14 protein-coding genes are annotated in these 16,373 nt (G+C 73.0%); 6 read left to right on the forward strand and 8 right to left on the reverse strand.

What is annotated here, in order from left to right:
• Nucleotides 1-135 precede the first annotated feature (135 nt).
• From ACZ61E_RS07010 to ACZ61E_RS07020, 3 genes are all read right to left on the reverse strand, one after another.
• Nucleotides 136-1,416: an RCC1 domain-containing protein gene (locus tag ACZ61E_RS07010; protein ID WP_469698240.1), complete on the reverse strand. Its 1,281-nt coding sequence runs from the start codon at nucleotides 1,414-1,416 to the stop codon at nucleotides 136-138.
• A gap of 195 nt (nucleotides 1,417-1,611) precedes the next feature.
• A complete protein-coding gene (locus tag ACZ61E_RS07015) occupies nucleotides 1,612-2,796 on the reverse strand; it encodes a GDSL-type esterase/lipase family protein (RefSeq protein ID WP_469698241.1) in 1,185 nt (394 codons plus the stop codon).
• Nucleotides 2,797-2,890: 94 nt separating this feature from the next.
• Nucleotides 2,891-3,466 (reverse strand): TetR/AcrR family transcriptional regulator, encoded by a 576-nt coding sequence (locus ACZ61E_RS07020; RefSeq protein ID WP_469698242.1) that lies wholly within the window; start codon nucleotides 3,464-3,466, stop codon nucleotides 2,891-2,893.
• Nucleotides 3,467-3,601: 135 nt separating this feature from the next.
• Between ACZ61E_RS07020 and ACZ61E_RS07025 the strand changes: the two genes are divergently transcribed.
• Nucleotides 3,602-4,072, forward strand: coding sequence for a VOC family protein (locus tag ACZ61E_RS07025; protein ID WP_469698244.1), 471 nt, complete (start codon nucleotides 3,602-3,604; stop codon nucleotides 4,070-4,072).
• Nucleotides 4,073-4,159: 87 nt separating this feature from the next.
• On the opposite strand, the gene ACZ61E_RS07030 is transcribed toward ACZ61E_RS07025, so the two are convergent.
• The 4 genes from ACZ61E_RS07030 to ACZ61E_RS07045 all read right to left on the reverse strand — a co-directional run bounded on the left by ACZ61E_RS07030 (nucleotide 4,160) and on the right by ACZ61E_RS07045 (nucleotide 8,833).
• Nucleotides 4,160-5,167 carry an NAD(P)/FAD-dependent oxidoreductase gene (locus ACZ61E_RS07030; protein ID WP_469698246.1) on the reverse strand — a complete coding sequence of 336 codons (1,008 nt, stop codon included), beginning with the start codon at nucleotides 5,165-5,167 and terminating at the stop codon, nucleotides 4,160-4,162.
• 135 nt (nucleotides 5,168-5,302) lie between these two features.
• Nucleotides 5,303-7,396, reverse strand: coding sequence for a serine/threonine-protein kinase (locus ACZ61E_RS07035; protein WP_469698248.1), 2,094 nt, complete (start codon nucleotides 7,394-7,396; stop codon nucleotides 5,303-5,305).
• Between the two features lie 283 nt (nucleotides 7,397-7,679).
• Nucleotides 7,680-8,240: a MarR family winged helix-turn-helix transcriptional regulator gene (locus tag ACZ61E_RS07040; protein WP_469698249.1), complete on the reverse strand. Its 561-nt coding sequence runs from the start codon at nucleotides 8,238-8,240 to the stop codon at nucleotides 7,680-7,682.
• Nucleotides 8,237-8,833, reverse strand: coding sequence for a type 1 glutamine amidotransferase family protein (locus ACZ61E_RS07045; RefSeq protein WP_469698250.1), 597 nt, complete (start codon nucleotides 8,831-8,833; stop codon nucleotides 8,237-8,239). Before ACZ61E_RS07045 ends, ACZ61E_RS07040 begins: the two co-directional genes overlap by 4 nt.
• Before the next feature lie 201 nt (nucleotides 8,834-9,034).
• Here ACZ61E_RS07045 and ACZ61E_RS07050 point away from each other — a divergent pair, with 201 nt between their 5' ends.
• The 4 genes from ACZ61E_RS07050 (at nucleotide 9,035) to ACZ61E_RS07065 (ending at nucleotide 14,740) form a co-directional block, all read left to right on the forward strand.
• Nucleotides 9,035-10,414 carry an aminotransferase class III-fold pyridoxal phosphate-dependent enzyme gene (locus ACZ61E_RS07050; RefSeq protein ID WP_469698252.1) on the forward strand — a complete coding sequence of 460 codons (1,380 nt, stop codon included), beginning with the start codon at nucleotides 9,035-9,037 and terminating at the stop codon, nucleotides 10,412-10,414.
• A 120-nt stretch (nucleotides 10,415-10,534) separates the two neighbouring features.
• Entirely contained in the window at nucleotides 10,535-11,236 is a 702-nt protein-coding gene (locus ACZ61E_RS07055) for a GntR family transcriptional regulator (protein WP_469698254.1), read from the forward strand.
• Between the two features lie 11 nt (nucleotides 11,237-11,247).
• A complete protein-coding gene (locus ACZ61E_RS07060) occupies nucleotides 11,248-13,887 on the forward strand; it encodes a dolichyl-phosphate beta-glucosyltransferase (protein WP_469698255.1) in 2,640 nt (879 codons plus the stop codon).
• Nucleotides 13,888-14,089: 202 nt separating this feature from the next.
• Nucleotides 14,090-14,740: a hypothetical protein gene (locus ACZ61E_RS07065; protein ID WP_078075885.1), complete on the forward strand. Its 651-nt coding sequence runs from the start codon at nucleotides 14,090-14,092 to the stop codon at nucleotides 14,738-14,740.
• A gap of 136 nt (nucleotides 14,741-14,876) precedes the next feature.
• On the opposite strand, the gene ACZ61E_RS07070 is transcribed toward ACZ61E_RS07065, so the two are convergent.
• Complete coding sequence (locus ACZ61E_RS07070) at nucleotides 14,877-15,692, reverse strand: SLATT domain-containing protein (protein WP_469698257.1); 816 nt, start codon at nucleotides 15,690-15,692, stop codon at nucleotides 14,877-14,879.
• Nucleotides 15,693-16,033: 341 nt separating this feature from the next.
• Between ACZ61E_RS07070 and ACZ61E_RS07075 the strand changes: the two genes are divergently transcribed.
• On the forward strand, nucleotides 16,034-16,369 hold the full coding sequence (locus ACZ61E_RS07075) for a YbaB/EbfC family nucleoid-associated protein (protein ID WP_469698303.1): 336 nt from the start codon (nucleotides 16,034-16,036) through the stop codon (nucleotides 16,367-16,369).
• Nucleotides 16,370-16,373: the final 4 nt, after the last annotated feature.

Genomic DNA, 16,373 nt, shown 5'->3' on the forward strand with positions numbered 1-16,373 from the left:
CGCCCCCACGGAGAACACCCCCCCCCCCCCCCCCCCCCCCCCCCTCCCCCCCCCCCCCCCCTCCCCTCCCCCCCCCCCTCCCCCCCCCCCCCCCCCCCCCCCCCCAGGGCCGTCGTCATGCCGGCGCCCGCTGGATCAGTAGGCGTAGCTCGTGTTCCCGCCGAGGGACGCGGCGACGTTCTCGACCGGCGTCCTGGCGTTGAGGGTGGCCACGGCGTCGTCGACGCGCGACGTGGTGGTGCGGTCGCCGAGCTGGCCCTCGTTGTTGTGGCCCCAGGCGAAGACGTCGTCGCCGAAGACGGCGATCCCGTGGTTGGCGCCCGCCGCGATCTGCTGGGCACCTTCCAGGCGGGGGATCTGGACGGGCACGGTGCGGTTGGTCCGCGGCGCCCTGGCGTCGGCGGTCCGGCCGGCGTCGGCGTTGTCGCGGCCGGCGAAGGGGTTCCTCTTCGGGTTGGCGTTCGGGTTGTTGTTCGGGTTGGCGTTGGCCGGGGCCTCGTTCTGGAGGAGCTGGTTGTTCTTGTTGCTGCCCCAGCCCCAGACCATGCCGTCGTCGGTGATGGCGTAGTTGTGGTTGGCGCCCGCCTCGATGTCGTTCACGCCGGTCAGCCAGTCGACGTCGACCGGGAGGACCGAGGACTTCGTGGAGGAGTCACCGAGCTGCCCGTAGGCGTTGTGGCCCCAGGACTTGACGGTCTTGTCGGCGGTCAGCGCCAGTGCGTGGTGGCAGCCGGCGTCGATGTCGGTGACGTTCTCCAGGCCCTCGACCTCGCGGGGCTTGGAGACCGTGGCGCGCGTGCCGTTGCCGAGAGCGCCGTAGACGCCGCGGCCCCAGGCGTACACCTTGCCGTTCTCCAGCAGCGCGAGGCTGAAGTCGCAGCCGGCCGAGACCTGCTTGACCTTGGACAGGCCCTGGACGCGGTTCGGGACGGCGCGGGCGTCGCCCGTACGACCGCTCCCGAGCTGGCCGTAGGTGTTGTCACCCCACGAGTAGACCTGGCCGTTCTCGTTCATCGCGAGCGCGTGCTCGCCACCGGCCGCGATGTCCTTGATGTTGGCCAGGCGCGGCACGGTGGTGGGGACGCTCTGGCTCGTGCGGCTGCCGTTGCCGAGCTGGCCGGAGGCGTTGTGGCCCCACGACTTGACCTTCTTCTTCGTCAGGGCGAGCGCGAAGGTGTCGGTCGACGCGGTGCCACCGGCGGAGATCCGGTCGACGTCGCCGCGGAAGAGGTTCTTGACGGGGACCGGGCGGGAGCTGTCCGCGCGGTTCCCGTTGCCGAGCTGGCCGGTGCGGCCGGCGCCCCAGCTCAGAACGGACGGGTTGTCCTGGGCGGGCGCGGCGGAGACCGCAGCCATCGGGGTGAGCGTGAGACCGGCGGTCAGGGCGGCGGTCAGGAGTGCGCGACTACGGCGCATGGGGATTCCTCTCAGGATGCTGTGGCCCCGTCCTCGCGGGACCGCATCTGATCATCGGTATGTCCCATGGTTGGCCTCTGAGGCGCGACGGGTCGCACACCCGGATGGACCCGGACGGCGACCCGAACGGCGTGCAGCCGCGCGGTGCGCCGCGTGCGCCTGGATGCGGGCCCGCCGGCCCGGTGGGCGGCGGGTTCAGCCGGTCCGGACCGCCAGGCAGTCGGGCGTGAACGCCCGCTCCGCGAAGCGTTCTCCCATCCGGCGGTGGGTCGCCGCGTCCGGGTGGAGTTCGTCCGGGAGCGGCAGCTCCCGGTAGTCCGCCTCGCCGTACAGCTCCCGGCCGTCGAGGTAGTGCAGGTGCGGGTCCCGCGCCGACCGCTGTGCCACGATCCGGGCCAGCTCGTCCCGGATGACGCTCGTCGTCAGCTTTCCGGCCGCCCGCTCGGCCGGGTCCCCCGACGCCAGGAAGCGCATCCGGCCCTCGGCCACGCCGGAGAAGTCGGGAGCGCTCGGGCCCGGGACGTCCTCGTGGATCGGGCACAGGATCGGCGAGACCACCAGCAGCGGTGCCGACGGATGGCCCTCACGGATCGTGTCGAGGAAGCCGTGCACGGCGGGGGTGAAGGCGCGCAGACGCATCAGGTCGGCGTTGACCACGTTGATGCCGATCTTGACGCTGAGCAGGTCGGCCGGGGTGTCCCGGATCGTCCGCGCCGTGAACGGGTCGAGCAGCGCGCCGCCGCCGAAGCCCAGGTTGACCAGCTCCACCCCGCCGAGACCGGCGGCGAGCGCGGGCCAGGTCGTGGTGGGGCTCGCGGCGTCGGAGCCGTGGCTGATCGAGCTGCCGTGGTGCAGCCACACCGGGCGGCCCCGGTCCCGTACGGGTTCGACGGGGGCGTCGGTGCGCAGGACGACGAGTTCGGTGGCCTCGTTGTGCGGGAGCCAGATCTCGATTTCCTTCTCGCCCTCCGGCAGACCGCCGAAGCGGAGGGTGCCGGGCGGGCCGGGCGTCCGCTCGGCGGTCCCGGCGGTCATGTCGATGGTCAGGGTGTTGCCGCCCTTGATGACGGCCTGTCCCGCCGGGCGGCCGTCGACCAGCAGGTCGTACACGCCGTCGGGGCGGGGAGGGGCGCCCGCGTAGACGCGCTTGGTGGGCAGCGCGTCCAGTTCGACGACGCTGGCCCGGGTACGGAACACCAGCCGTACGCCGGAGGGCTGGGCCTCCGCCATGGCCAGCTGCGGGTCGGTGTTCTGGGCGCGGGCCCACGCGGGGAGTCGGTGCGGCAGCACGCCGTGCGCGGTCGGCTCCAGTTCGAGGGCGCCGCGCAGGAGGGCGGTGGTGACGGGGGTGGTGGTCAGGGGGTGGTGTGCGGTGCTCATGGTGTCTGCCTAGGGAGTGTCTTGTCGGACGATCCGTCTGCCGGTGATCGTTCGTCAGGGGGTGGCGGCGGGGCAGGACGGGCCCCGGGACCCGTCAGGGGGTGGCGGGCAGGGTGCGCAGCAGCGTGTCGACGCGGTCCACGACCCAGGCCCACGTCTCCTGCGAGTCGGGTGCGCTGTGGCTGAACCCGCCGGCCGTCTCCAGGCTGACGTAGCCGTGGAAGACGCTCCCCAGCAGCCGTACGGCGTGGGTCTGGTCCGGCTCCGCCAGGTCGTAGCCGCGCAGGAGCGCACGCGCCATCGCCGAGTGCCGGGGTCCGGCGCTCGCCGCCGCCGTCTCCGGGTCGAGCGGCAGCCTGGCCGCGGTGTAGCGGCCGGGGTGCTCGCGGGCGTAGTCGCGGTAGACGTTCGCGAAGGCGGCGAGGGCGTCCTTGCCCGCACGTCCGGCGAGTGCCGTGGACAGCCGGTCCGCCATCTCCTCCAGGGAGAGCAGCGCGATCCTGGTCCGGAGGTCCTGGGAGCCCTTCAGATGCGAGTACAGACTGGCGACTTTGACGTCGAACCGCTTGGCCAGCGCCGACACGGTCACCTGGTCGAAGCCGACCTCGTCGGCCAGGTCGGCTCCCGCCCGGACGAGGCGGTCGGTGGTGAGTCCTGCGCGGGGGGACATTGGCTCTCGCCTTCCGTTCGGGCACATTCATCGCTTACCTAAACCGATTATGGGCACACCTAAAACAATTAGGCAAGTGCGTGAGTGGTTTAGGTATCGGGTCCCGTTGTCAGACCCGTCTGGGACCGTGGGCGGATGGACGCGACGAGCTCACAGGTGGTTCTGCAGATCACGATCGACTGCGCCGACCCGGGGCGGCTGGTGCCCTTCTGGACCGAGGCGCTCGGCTATGTGCCGGAGCCGCCACCGGGCGGGCACGCCACCTGGCGGGAGTACTGGACCGACATGGGGCTGCCCGAGGAGGAGCTGCCCGAAGGGGCGGGCGAGCTTCCGGAGTCGATCGTCTCCCCGACGGGGGCGGGGCCCCGGGTGTGGTTCCAGCAGGTCCCCGAGGGCAAGGCCGTGAAGAACAGGGTGCATCTGGATCTGAAGGTGGGCGGCGGGCGCGAGGTGCCGCCGGCCGTGCGGAAGGAGCGCATCACCGCGAAGGCGGACCGGCTGGTGGCCGCGGGGGCGACGGTGTCGCGGGTGATGGACGAGCCGGGCATGGACTACTTCGGGATCGTGCTCCAGGACCCGGAGGGGAACGAGTTCTGCGTGGGGTAGGTCCGGTCCTCGAAGTGGCGCCGTCCGCCCGCAGGTTGGGTCCGCGTCCGCGCGTGCGGTTCGTACTGCCTGTACCCGCTCGTGCCGTCAGAAGCGGTCGGGGCGGCAGCCCGACAGGGCGGGCTCGGCGGTTCCGTCGACCAACTCCCTCGCGACCAGGCGGCCCACGGCGGCGGCGAGGGTGACGGCCGCGTGCATCACGGCCACGTAGAGGCCGGGGACCTCGGCGACCGGGCCGATGATCGGCTCACCGTCGACCGGCATCGGGCGCGCTCCGACGGAGGTGCTGAGCAGTTCGACGCTCCCCGCGCCACGGAACGTGGACCGGACGGCGGCGAGGGTCCGTTCCGGCGAGTCCGCGGCGGCGATCAGCCGGTCGGGAGCGACCTGACGGAGGTCGAAGTCCTCGGTGTTGACCAGCGTGCGGACCAGACCGGGCGGGGCGCTGAGCCGGAACAGCGGACACGGTGACGGTTCGACCGGGACGTGTACGCCCAGCGGCTCGGCCAGCGCGGCCGTGGCGACTCCGGCGGCCAGCACCACCGTCGCACCGGTGAGGGGGCCCGCCGCCGTCCCGACCCCGTCGATCCGGCCCTCGGCGTCCCGGCGGAGGCCGGTGACCGGCGTGTCCAGAAGCACCCGGGCGCCATGGGCGCGAGCGCCCTCGACCAGCCGCCCGGTCACGCCCGCCGGGTCGACGGCGCCGTCGTCCGGCGCCCAGACGGCCCACTCCGGAGGCTGCCGGAGGGCGGGTTCGAGGGTCGCCACGGTGGCCGCGTCCACGATCGTCTGACCCGGCCCCGCGTCCGGAGCGGTGCCCTCACCGGTCCAGATCAGCGAGCCGGACCAGTTCACCGGCAGTCCCGGCAACTCGGCCCCGAGCCGGTGGTACTCCGCCGTCGCGGTGGCCCGCAGCCCGGCGGCCGGACCTTCGCGCACACCGGACGCGCCGACCCAGGCGAACGAGTCCGCCGTCACCCCCGCGCCCGGCTGCCCGGCGTCGACCAGCGTCACGGCCGCGCCCGCCCGCGCGGCGTGGTAGGCCACCGACGCGCCGACGATCCCCGCGCCGACCACGACCACGTCCCTGCTCACCCATGGGCTCAACACCTTGTGGACCCTAGCGTCCGCGGTGGCCGGGGGACACCGGTTGACCCGCGGTCGCTCCGGCCTCCCGCCTCCGGCCTGCCCGTCAGCCGTCAGCGGTTCCCCGCCCCCGTCGGCCGTTGTTCAGCCGTTCTTCGTGTACGTCACCGATTCGCCGTCCGACGTCGTGACCCGGCGCAGCCGGCCGTCCGGGAGGATCGTCAACTCCGTTGCCGCGCCCGGTGTGCACGACGACATCGGGCGGCCCTCCGTCACCTTGGACGGTCCGATCCTCAGCGGGTCGCCGTCCGCCGCGCCCGGCGCCGAGCCGAGCGCCGCCTCGAAGACACAGAGATAGGTCCCGCCGGTGTCGGTCGGGCCCTCCGCCCTCAGTTCGAGCACGGTCTCGCCCACCTCGCCCTGCCGGATGGACAGTTCGCGGGTGCTGAGCCCCGCGCCGCCGCTGATGGTGCCCGACCAGGAGCCGAGGTACTTCTCGGGCACGTCGCCGGGCCCCGCGTCCTGCGAAGCGGACGGGGACGGCGACCCGGTCGCCGGTGGCGCGTCCTCGGACGGGGAGTCCCCGGCCCGCGTCGGCTCGTCGTCGGCCGCCTCGTCCGCCCGGCTGTCCGACGTCCCGCTCTTCTCGCCGCCGCTGTCCATGAACGCGTACACCGAACCGCCGGCGCCGAGCGCGACGACCAGTGCGACGGCGATCAGCGCGACCGTGCCACGTGTGCTGCGACGCGGCTCGGGCTGCGACGCCGGTGCGGGCGGGCCGTACGGGGGAGTGGGACCGTAGGGCGAGGGATACCCGTACCCGGCGGGCGCCGGACCGTACGGAGGGGTCGCGCCCCACGGCGGGAGCGGGGGCTGACCCGACTGGGGGTAGCCGTACTGCTGGGGTGGCGGGGGCGGTTGGGGGTGCGGGCCCTGCGGACCCGGCGCGCTCTGCGGGTAGCCGTACGGCTGTGGCTGTGGCGGTGCCGGCGGCGGGGCCACGTCCGGCGACCCCGCACCGATCACCGTCGCCATGCCGTGCACGCCGTTGCCGCCGCCCTGGCCGGGCCCGCCCGGCGGTGGCGGTATCGAGGCCGGGTCGGAGGCCGCTTCCGCAGCGTTGTCGGGCGCGGGGCCGGCGGCGGGGCCGGGGGCCGGCTTCGACGACGGCGCGAGCGGCGGGGGCTTGGGGACCGACGCGTCCGAGGCGCCCGAGCCGCCCGACGGTGGGACCGCGGGCTGCGGCGGCTTCGAGAACGCCAGCTCCGTACGCGCACCGGGCTCCTCGTGGTCCAGCAACTGCACCGCATGGCTGCCCAGTTGGGCGAGCAGCGCGCCGGGCAGCCAGGGCTCGTCGTCGTCCGGCTCGCCCACCCGGGCCAGGATCTGCGCCGGGGTCGGGCGCTCCTCCGGGTCCTTCTTCAGACAGCCACCCACCAACTCCCGCAGACCTTCGGAAAGTTCGGACAGGTCCGGCTCCTCCTGCGCGATGCGGAACATCAGCACGTGCACGGCGGTGTCGGCCGTGCCGAACGGGAGCCGCCCCGTCGCCGCGTACGCGAGCACCGACCCCAGGCAGAACACGTCGCATGCCGGTGTGATCGGGGTGCCGCGCACCTGCTCGGGCGCCATGAAGCCGGGCGACCCGACCAGGCCGCCGGTCCGCGTCAGCCCGGCGCCGCTGACCGTCTCCATCGCGCGGGCGATGCCGAAGTCGATGACCCTCGGGCCCTCGATGGTGACGAGGACGTTGGACGGCTTGAGGTCGCGGTGGATCAGTCCGGCGGCGTGGATGTCCTGGAGGGCGTGGGCGAGCCCCGAGGCGAGTATCCGCACCGAGCGCGCGGGCAGCGGCCCGTGCGCTCCGGCCGGCTGCCGGCCCGGTCCGGCCTGACCGGCACCGCCCTGACCGGCACCGGCCGTGCCGGAGACGATGTCCTGGAGGGCGGGCCCGGCCACGTATCCCGTCGCGACCCACGGCACCGCGGCCTCCGTGTTCGCGTCGAGGACCGGCGCCGTCCACGCGCCGCCGACCCGCCGGGCCGCGGCGACCTCCAGCCGGAAGCGGTCGCGGAACTCGTCCTGCGCGGCGAGTTCCTTGCGTACGAGCTTGACCGCGACCGTACGGCCCCGGTCCGAGCGCGCCAGATAGACCTGCCCCATGCCCCCCGCGCCGAGGCGCGCAAGCAACCGGTAGGCGCCGATGCGCTGTGGATCTCCTGCCGCCAGTTTCTCCATGGCCGTACGGCCCTCCCCCAGATGCCCGAGCCCAACGGGGCGAGGATAGTGCCGGAGCCCTCGGGCCGGGCGGTCACGGGAGATACGAAGGCCGGTCCCCCGGCGGCGGTGTGTCCACCGCTACGGCTCGGGCCTGTCGTTTGGATTTTGCCGGGCTCGCGTGCCCCGGCACGCACGCTCTCCCCCGTAGCCCCCGGAGGGGGCACGGGAGGTGCCCCCTCGGCCTTGCGATCGCACGCACCGGACCCCGCTCACTCATCCGGCCTGATCCAGACGACAGGCCCTAACCGTCAGGACGGCTGCCGATCGCGTCCATCGCCTCGGACAGCCGCTCCAGCACCCGTACCGTCTCGGCGAAGTCCGCCGTCCCCAACTCCTCGGCCAGGCGCGCCGCGAGAGCCGCGTGGCCGGGCGTGATCCCGTGGACCGCCGAGCGGCCGGCCCCGGTCGGCGTGAGCAGCTTCGCGCGGCGGTGGGCCGGGTTCGGTTCGTACTCCGCCAGCCCGCGCTCGACCAGCAGGTCCGCGATCCGCTGCACGCTCTGCCGGGTGACGCCCATCTCGCGGGCGATCCCGGAGACGGGCAACGGCTGTGGCAGTACGGCTCCGAGGACCTGCCACCAGGCGGCCGTCAGGCCCGCCGGGGCCGCCAACTCATCGGCGACGGCGAGGAACTGACCGTTCAGCCGGAAGACGCCGAGCGCGCTCCTGCTGAGCAGCTCCGGGTGACCGGCCCGCTCACGGCGCCGATCCGCGCCGCGTTCGTCCGGGCCCCGTTCGTCCGCGCCGCTTCCGCCCGCGCCGCGCTCCGTGCCGGGCCGCGCGTCCGTGTCCCGCTCCGTCATGAGTTGAGGGTCTCGAACGCACTCGCGTCCGAGTTCTTGAACAGCCGGTACCAGGCGTCCAGCTTCTCGCCCTCGTACACGCCGAGCAGCGCGAAGATCTCGCGGGCGAAGGCGACGGGCTCGGTCGGCCCGGCCGTGATCACGTTGCCGTCCGTGACCGCGTCCACGTCGCGGTAGTGCTCGCCGCCCGCGTACCCCGTCGCGTCCAGATACTGGCTGACGGCGCTGGTGTGCGCCCGGTCGTCCAGCAGCCCTTCGCGGGCCAGCCCCGCCGTGGCGCCGCAGATCGCGGCGACGGGGAAGCCGAGACCCACCAGCCGCCGGGCGGCCCGGGCGAACGGCGCCAGATCGTCCCCGGTGTCCCAGAGCCCGGCGCCCGGGAGGATGAACACCGCCGTGTCACCGGGCTCGCCGAGCTGGTCGAGCGCGAGGTCGGGCTCGACGCGCAGACCGCCCATGGTCGTCACCGGCTCGGATGTCGGGCCGACGGTCCGGACGGTGAAGCCGTTCTGGGCGAGATGCGCGGTGGCGTAACCGGTCTCCCAGTCGGCGAGGGTGTCGTACACGGCGAGGTAAACGGTTCTGCCGGTCATGGTGGCCTCCTCGGTAGTATGACAGCAGCCTGTCACTTCGACAGCATGCTGTCAATGGTGGGTGTTCGTGCGTGGGCGTCCCGGGCGTCCCGGGCATGTGTGTGGGGCGTGGGGGGGGGCGACAACCTGCCGAGTCCCGCGGCGCACACCAGAACAGGATGGTCATTTCGGTCCCCGCCCGCGCCTCTCTACGCTGGCCGCATGACCCCTCACCTCGACGTCGACCCGCTCGACGCTGCCGACCCGAAGGCAGGCGCGGCCGTCAAGGCCGCCGACCGTGCGCATGTGTTCCACTCCTGGTCCGCCCAGGAACTGATCGACCCGCTCGCCGTCGCCGGCGCCGAGGGCTCGTACTTCTGGGACTACGAGGGCAACCGCTACCTCGACTTCACCAGTGGCCTCGTCTTCACCAACATCGGCTATCAGCACCCCGCCGTCGTGGCCGCGATCCAGGAGCAGGCGGGCAGGCTCAGCACCTTCGCGCCCGCCTTCGCCGTCGACGTGCGCTCCGAGGCCGCACGCCTCATCGCCGAGCGCACCCCCGGCGACCTCGACAAGATCTTCTTCACCAACGGGGGCGCGGAGGCCGTCGAGAACGCCGTACGGATGGCCCGGCTGCACACCGGCCGCCCCAAGGTGCTCTCCGCCTACCGCTCCTACCACGGCTCCACCTCCACCGCGATCAATCTGACCGGTGACCCGCGCCGCTGGGCGTCCGACTCCGGCAGCGCGGGCGTGGTCCGCTTCTGGGCGCCGTTCCTCTACCGCTCGCCCTTCTACGCCACCACCGAGGCGGAGGAGTGCGCCCGCGCGCTGGAGCACCTGGAGGCGACCATCGCCTTCGAGGGGCCCGCGACGATCGCCGCGATCGTCCTGGAGACGATCCCCGGCACGGCGGGCATCATGACGCCGCCACCCGGATACCTGGCGGGCGTAAGGGAGTTGTGCGACCGGCACGGCATCCTCCTCGTCCTGGACGAGGTGATGGCGGGATTCGGCCGCGCCGGCGCGTGGTTCGCCGCCGACCACTTCGACGTCGTGCCGGACCTGCTGACCTTCGCGAAGGGCGTCAACTCCGGTTACGTACCGCTCGGCGGAGTCGCGATCTCCGCCGCCGTCGCGGACACCTTCGCCACCCGGCCGTACCCCGGCGGCCTCACCTACTCCGGCCACCCGCTCGCCTGCGCGGCGGCCGTCGCGACCCTGCGGGTGATGGCCGAGGAGAAGATCGTCGAGCACGCCGCGCACATCGGCGAGACGGTCCTCGGCCCCGGCCTGCGCGAACTGGCCGACCGGCACCCCTCGGTGGGAGAGGTGCGCGGAACGGGTGTCTTCTGGGCGCTCGACCTCGTACGGGACCGGGAGACGCGCGAGCCGCTGGTGCCGTACAACGCGACGGGCGAGGCGAACGCGCCGATGGCCGCGTTCGCCGCCGCGTGCAAGAAGGGCGGTCTGTGGCCGTTCGTGAACATGAACCGCACGCACGTGGTGCCGCCGTGCAACATCACCGAGTCGGAGGCCAAGGAGGGACTCGCGGCCCTGGACACGGCGCTGTCGGTGGCGGACGAACACGTGGTGTGACGGGTGCTCCACCCCTGGCCGGGGGACGGGCGGGCGCCGCCCGTCCCGCGATCAAGGACACCGGGCCCCTCCCGGCACCTGGCTTAAGGTGTGCGAAGCCGGACGAGGGGACGACCACCAATGCCCGCCAGCGGAGCTGTGACCCGCAACACCCTTCGGCAGCAGATCGCGGACGCGCTGCGTGACGAGGTGCTGGCGGGGCGTTTGCTCCCGGGCGAGGAGTTCACCGTCAAGCACATCGCCGAGCAGTACGGAGTGTCGGCGACCCCGGTCAGGGAGGCACTGGTCGACCTGTCCGCGCAGGGGCTGCTCGACTCCGACCAGCACCGGGGTTTCCACGTCCACCAGTTCACCGTCGCCGACTTCCGCGCCATGGTCGAGGCGCGGTCACTGATCGCGGACGGCGTCTTCCGCCACATCGAGGAGCACCCGATCGGACGGGTCCAGTCGGAGACGCTGGTCTCGGTGCGGCGCCGCGCCGAGGAGGCCGGGCGCGCGGCCAAGGGCGGCGACCTGGACGTGCTGATCGGGTACGACCTGCGGTTCTGGCGGGAGCTGGCCGCGCTCGCCGCGAACCAGTACATCTGCGACTTCCTGCACCGGATGCGCGTCCAGGCGTGGGTCTTCTCCGTGCCGTTCCTCCGCGCCGACAGAGCCTGCCGCGACTGGCTGTGGAGCGGGCACGAGCAGTTGGTCGACGCGATCACGCTCGGCGACGCGGAGGCCGCGCGCACGGTCGTGGACGACTGCGACGCCCACGCCCTGGCGTGGGCGGACCGGCTGGAGCCGGTGCGGCCGGAGCCGGGACGTCCGCGGAAGTGAGCGGCTACGCGATGAGTGGACGTACGGAATCGGGCGCGGACCCGCGCACCGGCCCCGACCCCGCCATATCCGTCGGGGACGGCGGAGGCGGTGGGGACGGCGGCGCCGGGGAAGCGGTGGACCTGACGGTCGTCGTCCCCGCGTACAACGAGGAACACCGGCTGCGCCCCACCCTCGACGCGATCTGCGCCCATCTGCGGGCCGATCCGGAGCGCTGGGGCGACTGGGAGCTGATCGTCGTGGACGACGGCTCGACGGACGGCACCGCCGCCGTCGCGGCACGGGCCGCCGCGGACGAGCCCCGCATCCATGTGCTGACGAGCGAGGAGAACCACGGCAAGGGGTACGCACTGCGGCGGGGCGTACTGGCGTCCTACGGCAGGCGCGTACTGGTCACGGACGCCGATCTGGCGACACCGATAGCGGAACTCGACACGCTGGACGCGCTGCTGACGCCCGACGACGAGGCGTACGAGGCGGAGTACGGGGCGGAGTACGAGGCGTACGAGGCCGGGCACGAGGGGCGTGAGCCGTACGAGGCCGACGGCCCGTACGACGCCGACCCGTACCCGTACGGCGGCGCCCCCGCCGCCGCGATCGGCTCCCGCGCCCTCCCCGGCTCCCGCATAGACGTCCACCAGCGCCCCCCGCGCGAATGGCTCGGCCGCCTCGGCAACCGCCTCATCCGGCTCGTCGCCGTGCGCGGCATACGTGACACCCAGTGCGGCTTCAAGCTCTTCGACGGCGACAAGGCGCGCGCCGCCTTCGCCGCCTCCCGCCTCGACGGCTGGGGCATAGACGTCGAGATCCTCCGCCACTTCCGCCGCGCGGGCTGGCCCGTCGCGGAGGTACCGGTGCGCTGGTCGCACCAGACGGGTTCCAAGGTCCGGCCGGCGGACTACGGCCGCGTACTGCTGGAACTCCTGCGGCTGCGCACCCGCGCACGCCCCGTCGACCTCGCGGTCGGCGCTCTCTTCCTGCTCGCGTCCGTCCTCCTCTACCAGGGGCTGTGGACGGACCTCGACCGCGCGTACCTCGCCGACTCCATGCAGGACCAGAACCAGTGGGAGTGGTTCTTCGCCGTCACCGCCGACAACGTCGTGAACCTGCGCAATCCGCTCTTCACCACCTACCAGGGCCATCCCGACGGCGTGAACCTGATGGCGAACACGGTCATGCTCGGCCTGTCCGTCCCCCTCACACCCGTCACGCTCCTCTCCGGCCCGACGGTGACCTGGGCGCTGGTGCTCACGCTCGGTCTCACGGGCACGGCCGTCGCCTGGTACTGGCTGTTCGCACGCCGTGTCACGAGCCTCCGCCCGGCGGCGGCCCTCGGCGCGGCGCTCGCCGCGTTCGCGCCGCCGATGATGTCGCACGGCACCGCGCACCCCAACTTCCTCGTCCTCTTCATGATCCCGGTGATCATCGACCGGGCGCTGCGGCTCTGTTCCGACGAGGAGGGACGGGTCGTGCGGGACGGCGTCCTGCTCGGCCTCTTCGCGACGTACCAGATCTTCCTGGGCGAAGAACCGTTGCTGCTGGCCGCGATGGGGATGCTGATCTTCGCCCTGGCGTACGCGCTCGCGCGCCCCGACGTCGCCCGCGTCGCGGTCCGGCCGCTGCTGCGCGGGCTCGGCGTCGCGCTGGCGGTGTGTCTGCCGCTGGTGGCGTTCCCGCTGTACTGGCAGTTCTTCGGCCCGCAGAGCTACCACAGCGTCCTGCACGGCGCCAACGCCGGCAACAGCCCGCTCGCCTTCCTGGAGTTCTCCGGCCGCGCGCTGCTCGGCGACGAGACACGCGCCGACCCGCTCGCGATGAACCGCACCGAACAGAACGCCTTCTACGGCTGGCCGTTGACCGCGCTCGCCTTCGGGATCGTGGTGTGGCTGGGGCGTTCACCGCTCGTGAAGGCACTGATGGGCACCATCCTCGTGGCGGCGCTGCTCTCCATGGGGCAGCGGATCCGTATCCCGTTCACGGACGTGGTGCTGCCGGGACCCTGGCGCGCGCTGGCGCACCAGCCGCTCTTCGAGTCGGTGATCGAGTCCCGGGTGGCGATGATCTGCGCCCCGGCGCTCGGCGCCCTGATCGCGCTCGCCGTGGCCCGGATGGCGGATCTCGAACCGCGGGCCCACCGGGTGGTGGGGCTGGTCGCGGTCGCGGCGGCGCTGCTGCCGATCGTGCCGACGCCGCAGCCGGTGCGGGAGCGGGCGGAGGTGCCTCGGTTCATCACGGAGGGCATGTACCGGGAGTACGTCGCCGAGGGCGAGAGCGTGGTCCCCGTACCGCTGCCGAGTCCGGCCGAGGCGGACGCGCTGCACTGGCAGTCGTCGACGGGCTTCGGCTTCTCGGTGCCCGGCGGCTACTTCAACGGGCCGTGGGGCCCCGACCGGATGGGCATCTACGGCGCGTCGCCCCGCTACACCTCGAACCTGCTGCGCGACGTGCGTTACGGCGGCCGGATCCCGGACATCGGGACGAGCTGGCGCGAGCAGGCGAAGCTGGACCTGGCGTTCTGGAAGGCGGGCGTGGTGGTGCTGGCTCCGCAGGACAACGACGAGGCCCTGTACGAGGTCGTGTCGAAACTGCTGGGGCGCCCGGGGGAGCGGATGGGGGGCGCGTGGGTATGGGATATCCCGAGAGCGCGTTGACGAGGACGACGACGCGGCGGGCGGCGGTCGGGCGGGAGGTGCCGGTGGGCACCGGTCGTGCCGGTCGTGCCGGGCGTGACGCTGTCTTCGCTGATCGCGTTCGCCGCATTACGCTGACCCGACGGTCGGGCTCGTACGTACGTGTACGAACCTGACGCAACCCGACGGAACCCGTTCGAACTCGTTGGAGAGCGAGCCTCCCTTGGCCTGTGACCTGTGGTTGGTCCCCCTTGTCGACGTGCTGTGCTACAGCCCCGACAATCCCTTCGCCGAAGAGATCGCCGTCTACGACAAGGCACTCGGTGACGCCGGGCTGCCGTCCGTTCCCGTCTTCGCCTACATGCCCGGCCTGTCGGGCGACGTCGCACCCGTCGCCGGCTTCGACTACGACGCGCTGCACTTCCTGCGCCGGGTGTATCTGCTCCAGATGTGCGGCCTGGCGGTGACGCCCGTGGGCGAACTGGGCGGTGACTACGAGCAGTTGCTGGAGATGTTCGAGGCGACGGCCCAGCAGTCGCACCTGGTCTGGCACTACGACCACGCGGGCGCGTACGTCCCCGTGGACTACGCGTCCCCGCTCACCAACGAGGAACTCCTCGCGGGCGGCGGCCCGCTGGGCTCGACTCAGGGCCTGCTGCGCGAGCTGGAACTGGTCGCCCCCTCGATCGGCATCGACCCGGCCAACCCCCCGGCCGCCCCTGCCCCGCCGCAGGGACCCACGTCCCTGGAGGAACCGGCGGGCCCGATCCCGTACGACGACAGCCCCTTCGCCCGCGAACGCCACGTCTGGCTGGGCCTCCACGCGGCGGCGACCCGGAGCCTGGGCCAGGGCTCCATGATCATCTTCAGCTGACGTCCCGACCGGGCGCCCGAGCCGGTCCCGGTCCGGTCCGGACCCGTGACCGGTCGGGGCCCGCCAACCGGACCGGTCCGGCGCCACCGGTCCGGACGCCACCGGCCGGTGCCGCGGGCGGTCCGGCGCCACCCGTCTACCGCACGTCCGGCGGGCGCTGGCGGGGCATGTTCGGACGGGTGCCCGGCGGGAGCGGGAAGCGCCCCGGGGGCGTGCCGCCGGCCTCCGTACGCGCCGTGCTGCCCATCGCCAGCGACTGCGTCACCAGCGGCGCGGGCCCGGCCCGGTGCTCCACCATCCAGTCCGCCGTCTCCGCCCGCACCAGCTCCGTGACGTCCTCCGAGAACCGCCGCAGCACCCCCAGACACCGCTCCGCCGCCTCGCTCGCCGTACCCTCCGACGGGCCCAGCACCTCCCGTACGCACTCCGACGCCCAGTCGTACTGGAGCGCCTGCAACCGCCGCTCCACCGCCTGCGTCGTCGCGACGTTCCGCATCCAGCCGGACGTCAGCCCGAAATACCGGTCGCAGCCCAGACAGGCCGCCGCCAGCAGCAGCGCGAGATACCCCCAGCCGGTGGCCCCGCCCAGCACACGCGTCAGATCCAGCAGCGGCAGCGCCGCGCCCGCGACGACGCCGAGCGCCGAGGTGGTGCGCAGGGCCCGCGCGCAGCGCCGTTTGCGTACGCGCTCCGCGTGGTAGCGGGCGACCGTACGCAGCGCGCCCGCCTCCGCCCACCGGTACAGTTCGTCGAGCCGCCGCGCGGGCTCGCTCCAGTCCCCGGCGGGGAAGGCCCCGGTGAGCGCGTCCCCGAGGGCGCCCAGCGGCACGGGCCCCGGCCCCGGACCCCGCGTGCGTCCCTCACCTCCGCTCCCGTTCACACTCCCCGGCGCACCCCGCGGCACGCCCTCGTCCCGGGCCGGCCCCCCGGGCTGCATGTCCGGCTGGCTCACCGGCGCTCCTCTGCGTAGCTGCGTGACTCGGCGGAAGATGGAGACGTAGAGCTCAGGGGCGCAGGGACTCGGGGCCCGAGAGCTCAGGAACTCGGAACTTCGGAACTTCAGAACTCGATGAACAAGACGTGGAAGCGAACTCGCGTACCGCACTTCCTACCGCCGAATGGTGGGCGCCGCGTCCGAAATCCGGGCGCTTCCATCCAATGGGCCCCGTGATCAGGTAGAGGAGCCGGGCACTCTCACCCGAAAGAGTTCGTTCCAGCGGGTAGGGCGGGCCACGTGGTGACCACGTAGGCTCGACCTGCCGAACATCCGACGTCGATATGCCAGGAGTGACCGTGATTCCCGGTGGTGGCCAGCCCAGCATGCAGGAGCTTCTCCAGCAGGCCCAGAAAATGCAGCAGGACCTCGCGGCGGCCCAGGAGGAACTGGCCGCGACCGAGGTCGACGGCCAGTCGGGCGGCGGTCTCGTGAAGGCCACCGTCAACGGCTCCGGAGAGCTGCGCGGCCTCGTGATCGACCCCAAGGCCGTCGATCCCGAGGACACGGAGACGCTCGCCGATCTCGTCATCGCGGCCGTCCAGGCGGCGAACGAGAACGCGCAGCAGCTCCAGCAGGAGAAGCTCGGTCCGCTCGCCCAGGGACTCGGCGGGATGCCGGGCATGCCCTTCTAGGGAA

Source organism: Streptomyces sp. NPDC104581 (genome assembly GCF_055583685.1).

What these genes read in the sequence shown, in the direction of transcription:
- ACZ61E_RS07045 (WP_469698250.1), bottom strand. Translation starts at nt 8,833, where the DNA reads ATGACCGGCAGAACCGTTTACCTCGCCGTGTACGACACCCTCGCCGAC.
- ACZ61E_RS07010 (WP_469698240.1), bottom strand. Translation starts at nt 1,416, where the DNA reads ATGCGCCGTAGTCGCGCACTCCTGACCGCCGCCCTGACCGCCGGTCTC.
- ACZ61E_RS07050 (WP_469698252.1), top strand. Translation starts at nt 9,035, where the DNA reads ATGACCCCTCACCTCGACGTCGACCCGCTCGACGCTGCCGACCCGAAG.
- ACZ61E_RS07055 (WP_469698254.1), top strand. Translation starts at nt 10,535, where the DNA reads ATGCCCGCCAGCGGAGCTGTGACCCGCAACACCCTTCGGCAGCAGATC.
- ACZ61E_RS07015 (WP_469698241.1), bottom strand. Translation starts at nt 2,796, where the DNA reads ATGAGCACCGCACACCACCCCCTGACCACCACCCCCGTCACCACCGCC.
- ACZ61E_RS07035 (WP_469698248.1), bottom strand. Translation starts at nt 7,396, where the DNA reads ATGGAGAAACTGGCGGCAGGAGATCCACAGCGCATCGGCGCCTACCGG.
- ACZ61E_RS07060 (WP_469698255.1), top strand. Translation starts at nt 11,248, where the DNA reads ATGAGTGGACGTACGGAATCGGGCGCGGACCCGCGCACCGGCCCCGAC.
- ACZ61E_RS07025 (WP_469698244.1), top strand. Translation starts at nt 3,602, where the DNA reads ATGGACGCGACGAGCTCACAGGTGGTTCTGCAGATCACGATCGACTGC.
- ACZ61E_RS07040 (WP_469698249.1), bottom strand. Translation starts at nt 8,240, where the DNA reads ATGACGGAGCGGGACACGGACGCGCGGCCCGGCACGGAGCGCGGCGCG.
- ACZ61E_RS07020 (WP_469698242.1), bottom strand. Translation starts at nt 3,466, where the DNA reads ATGTCCCCCCGCGCAGGACTCACCACCGACCGCCTCGTCCGGGCGGGA.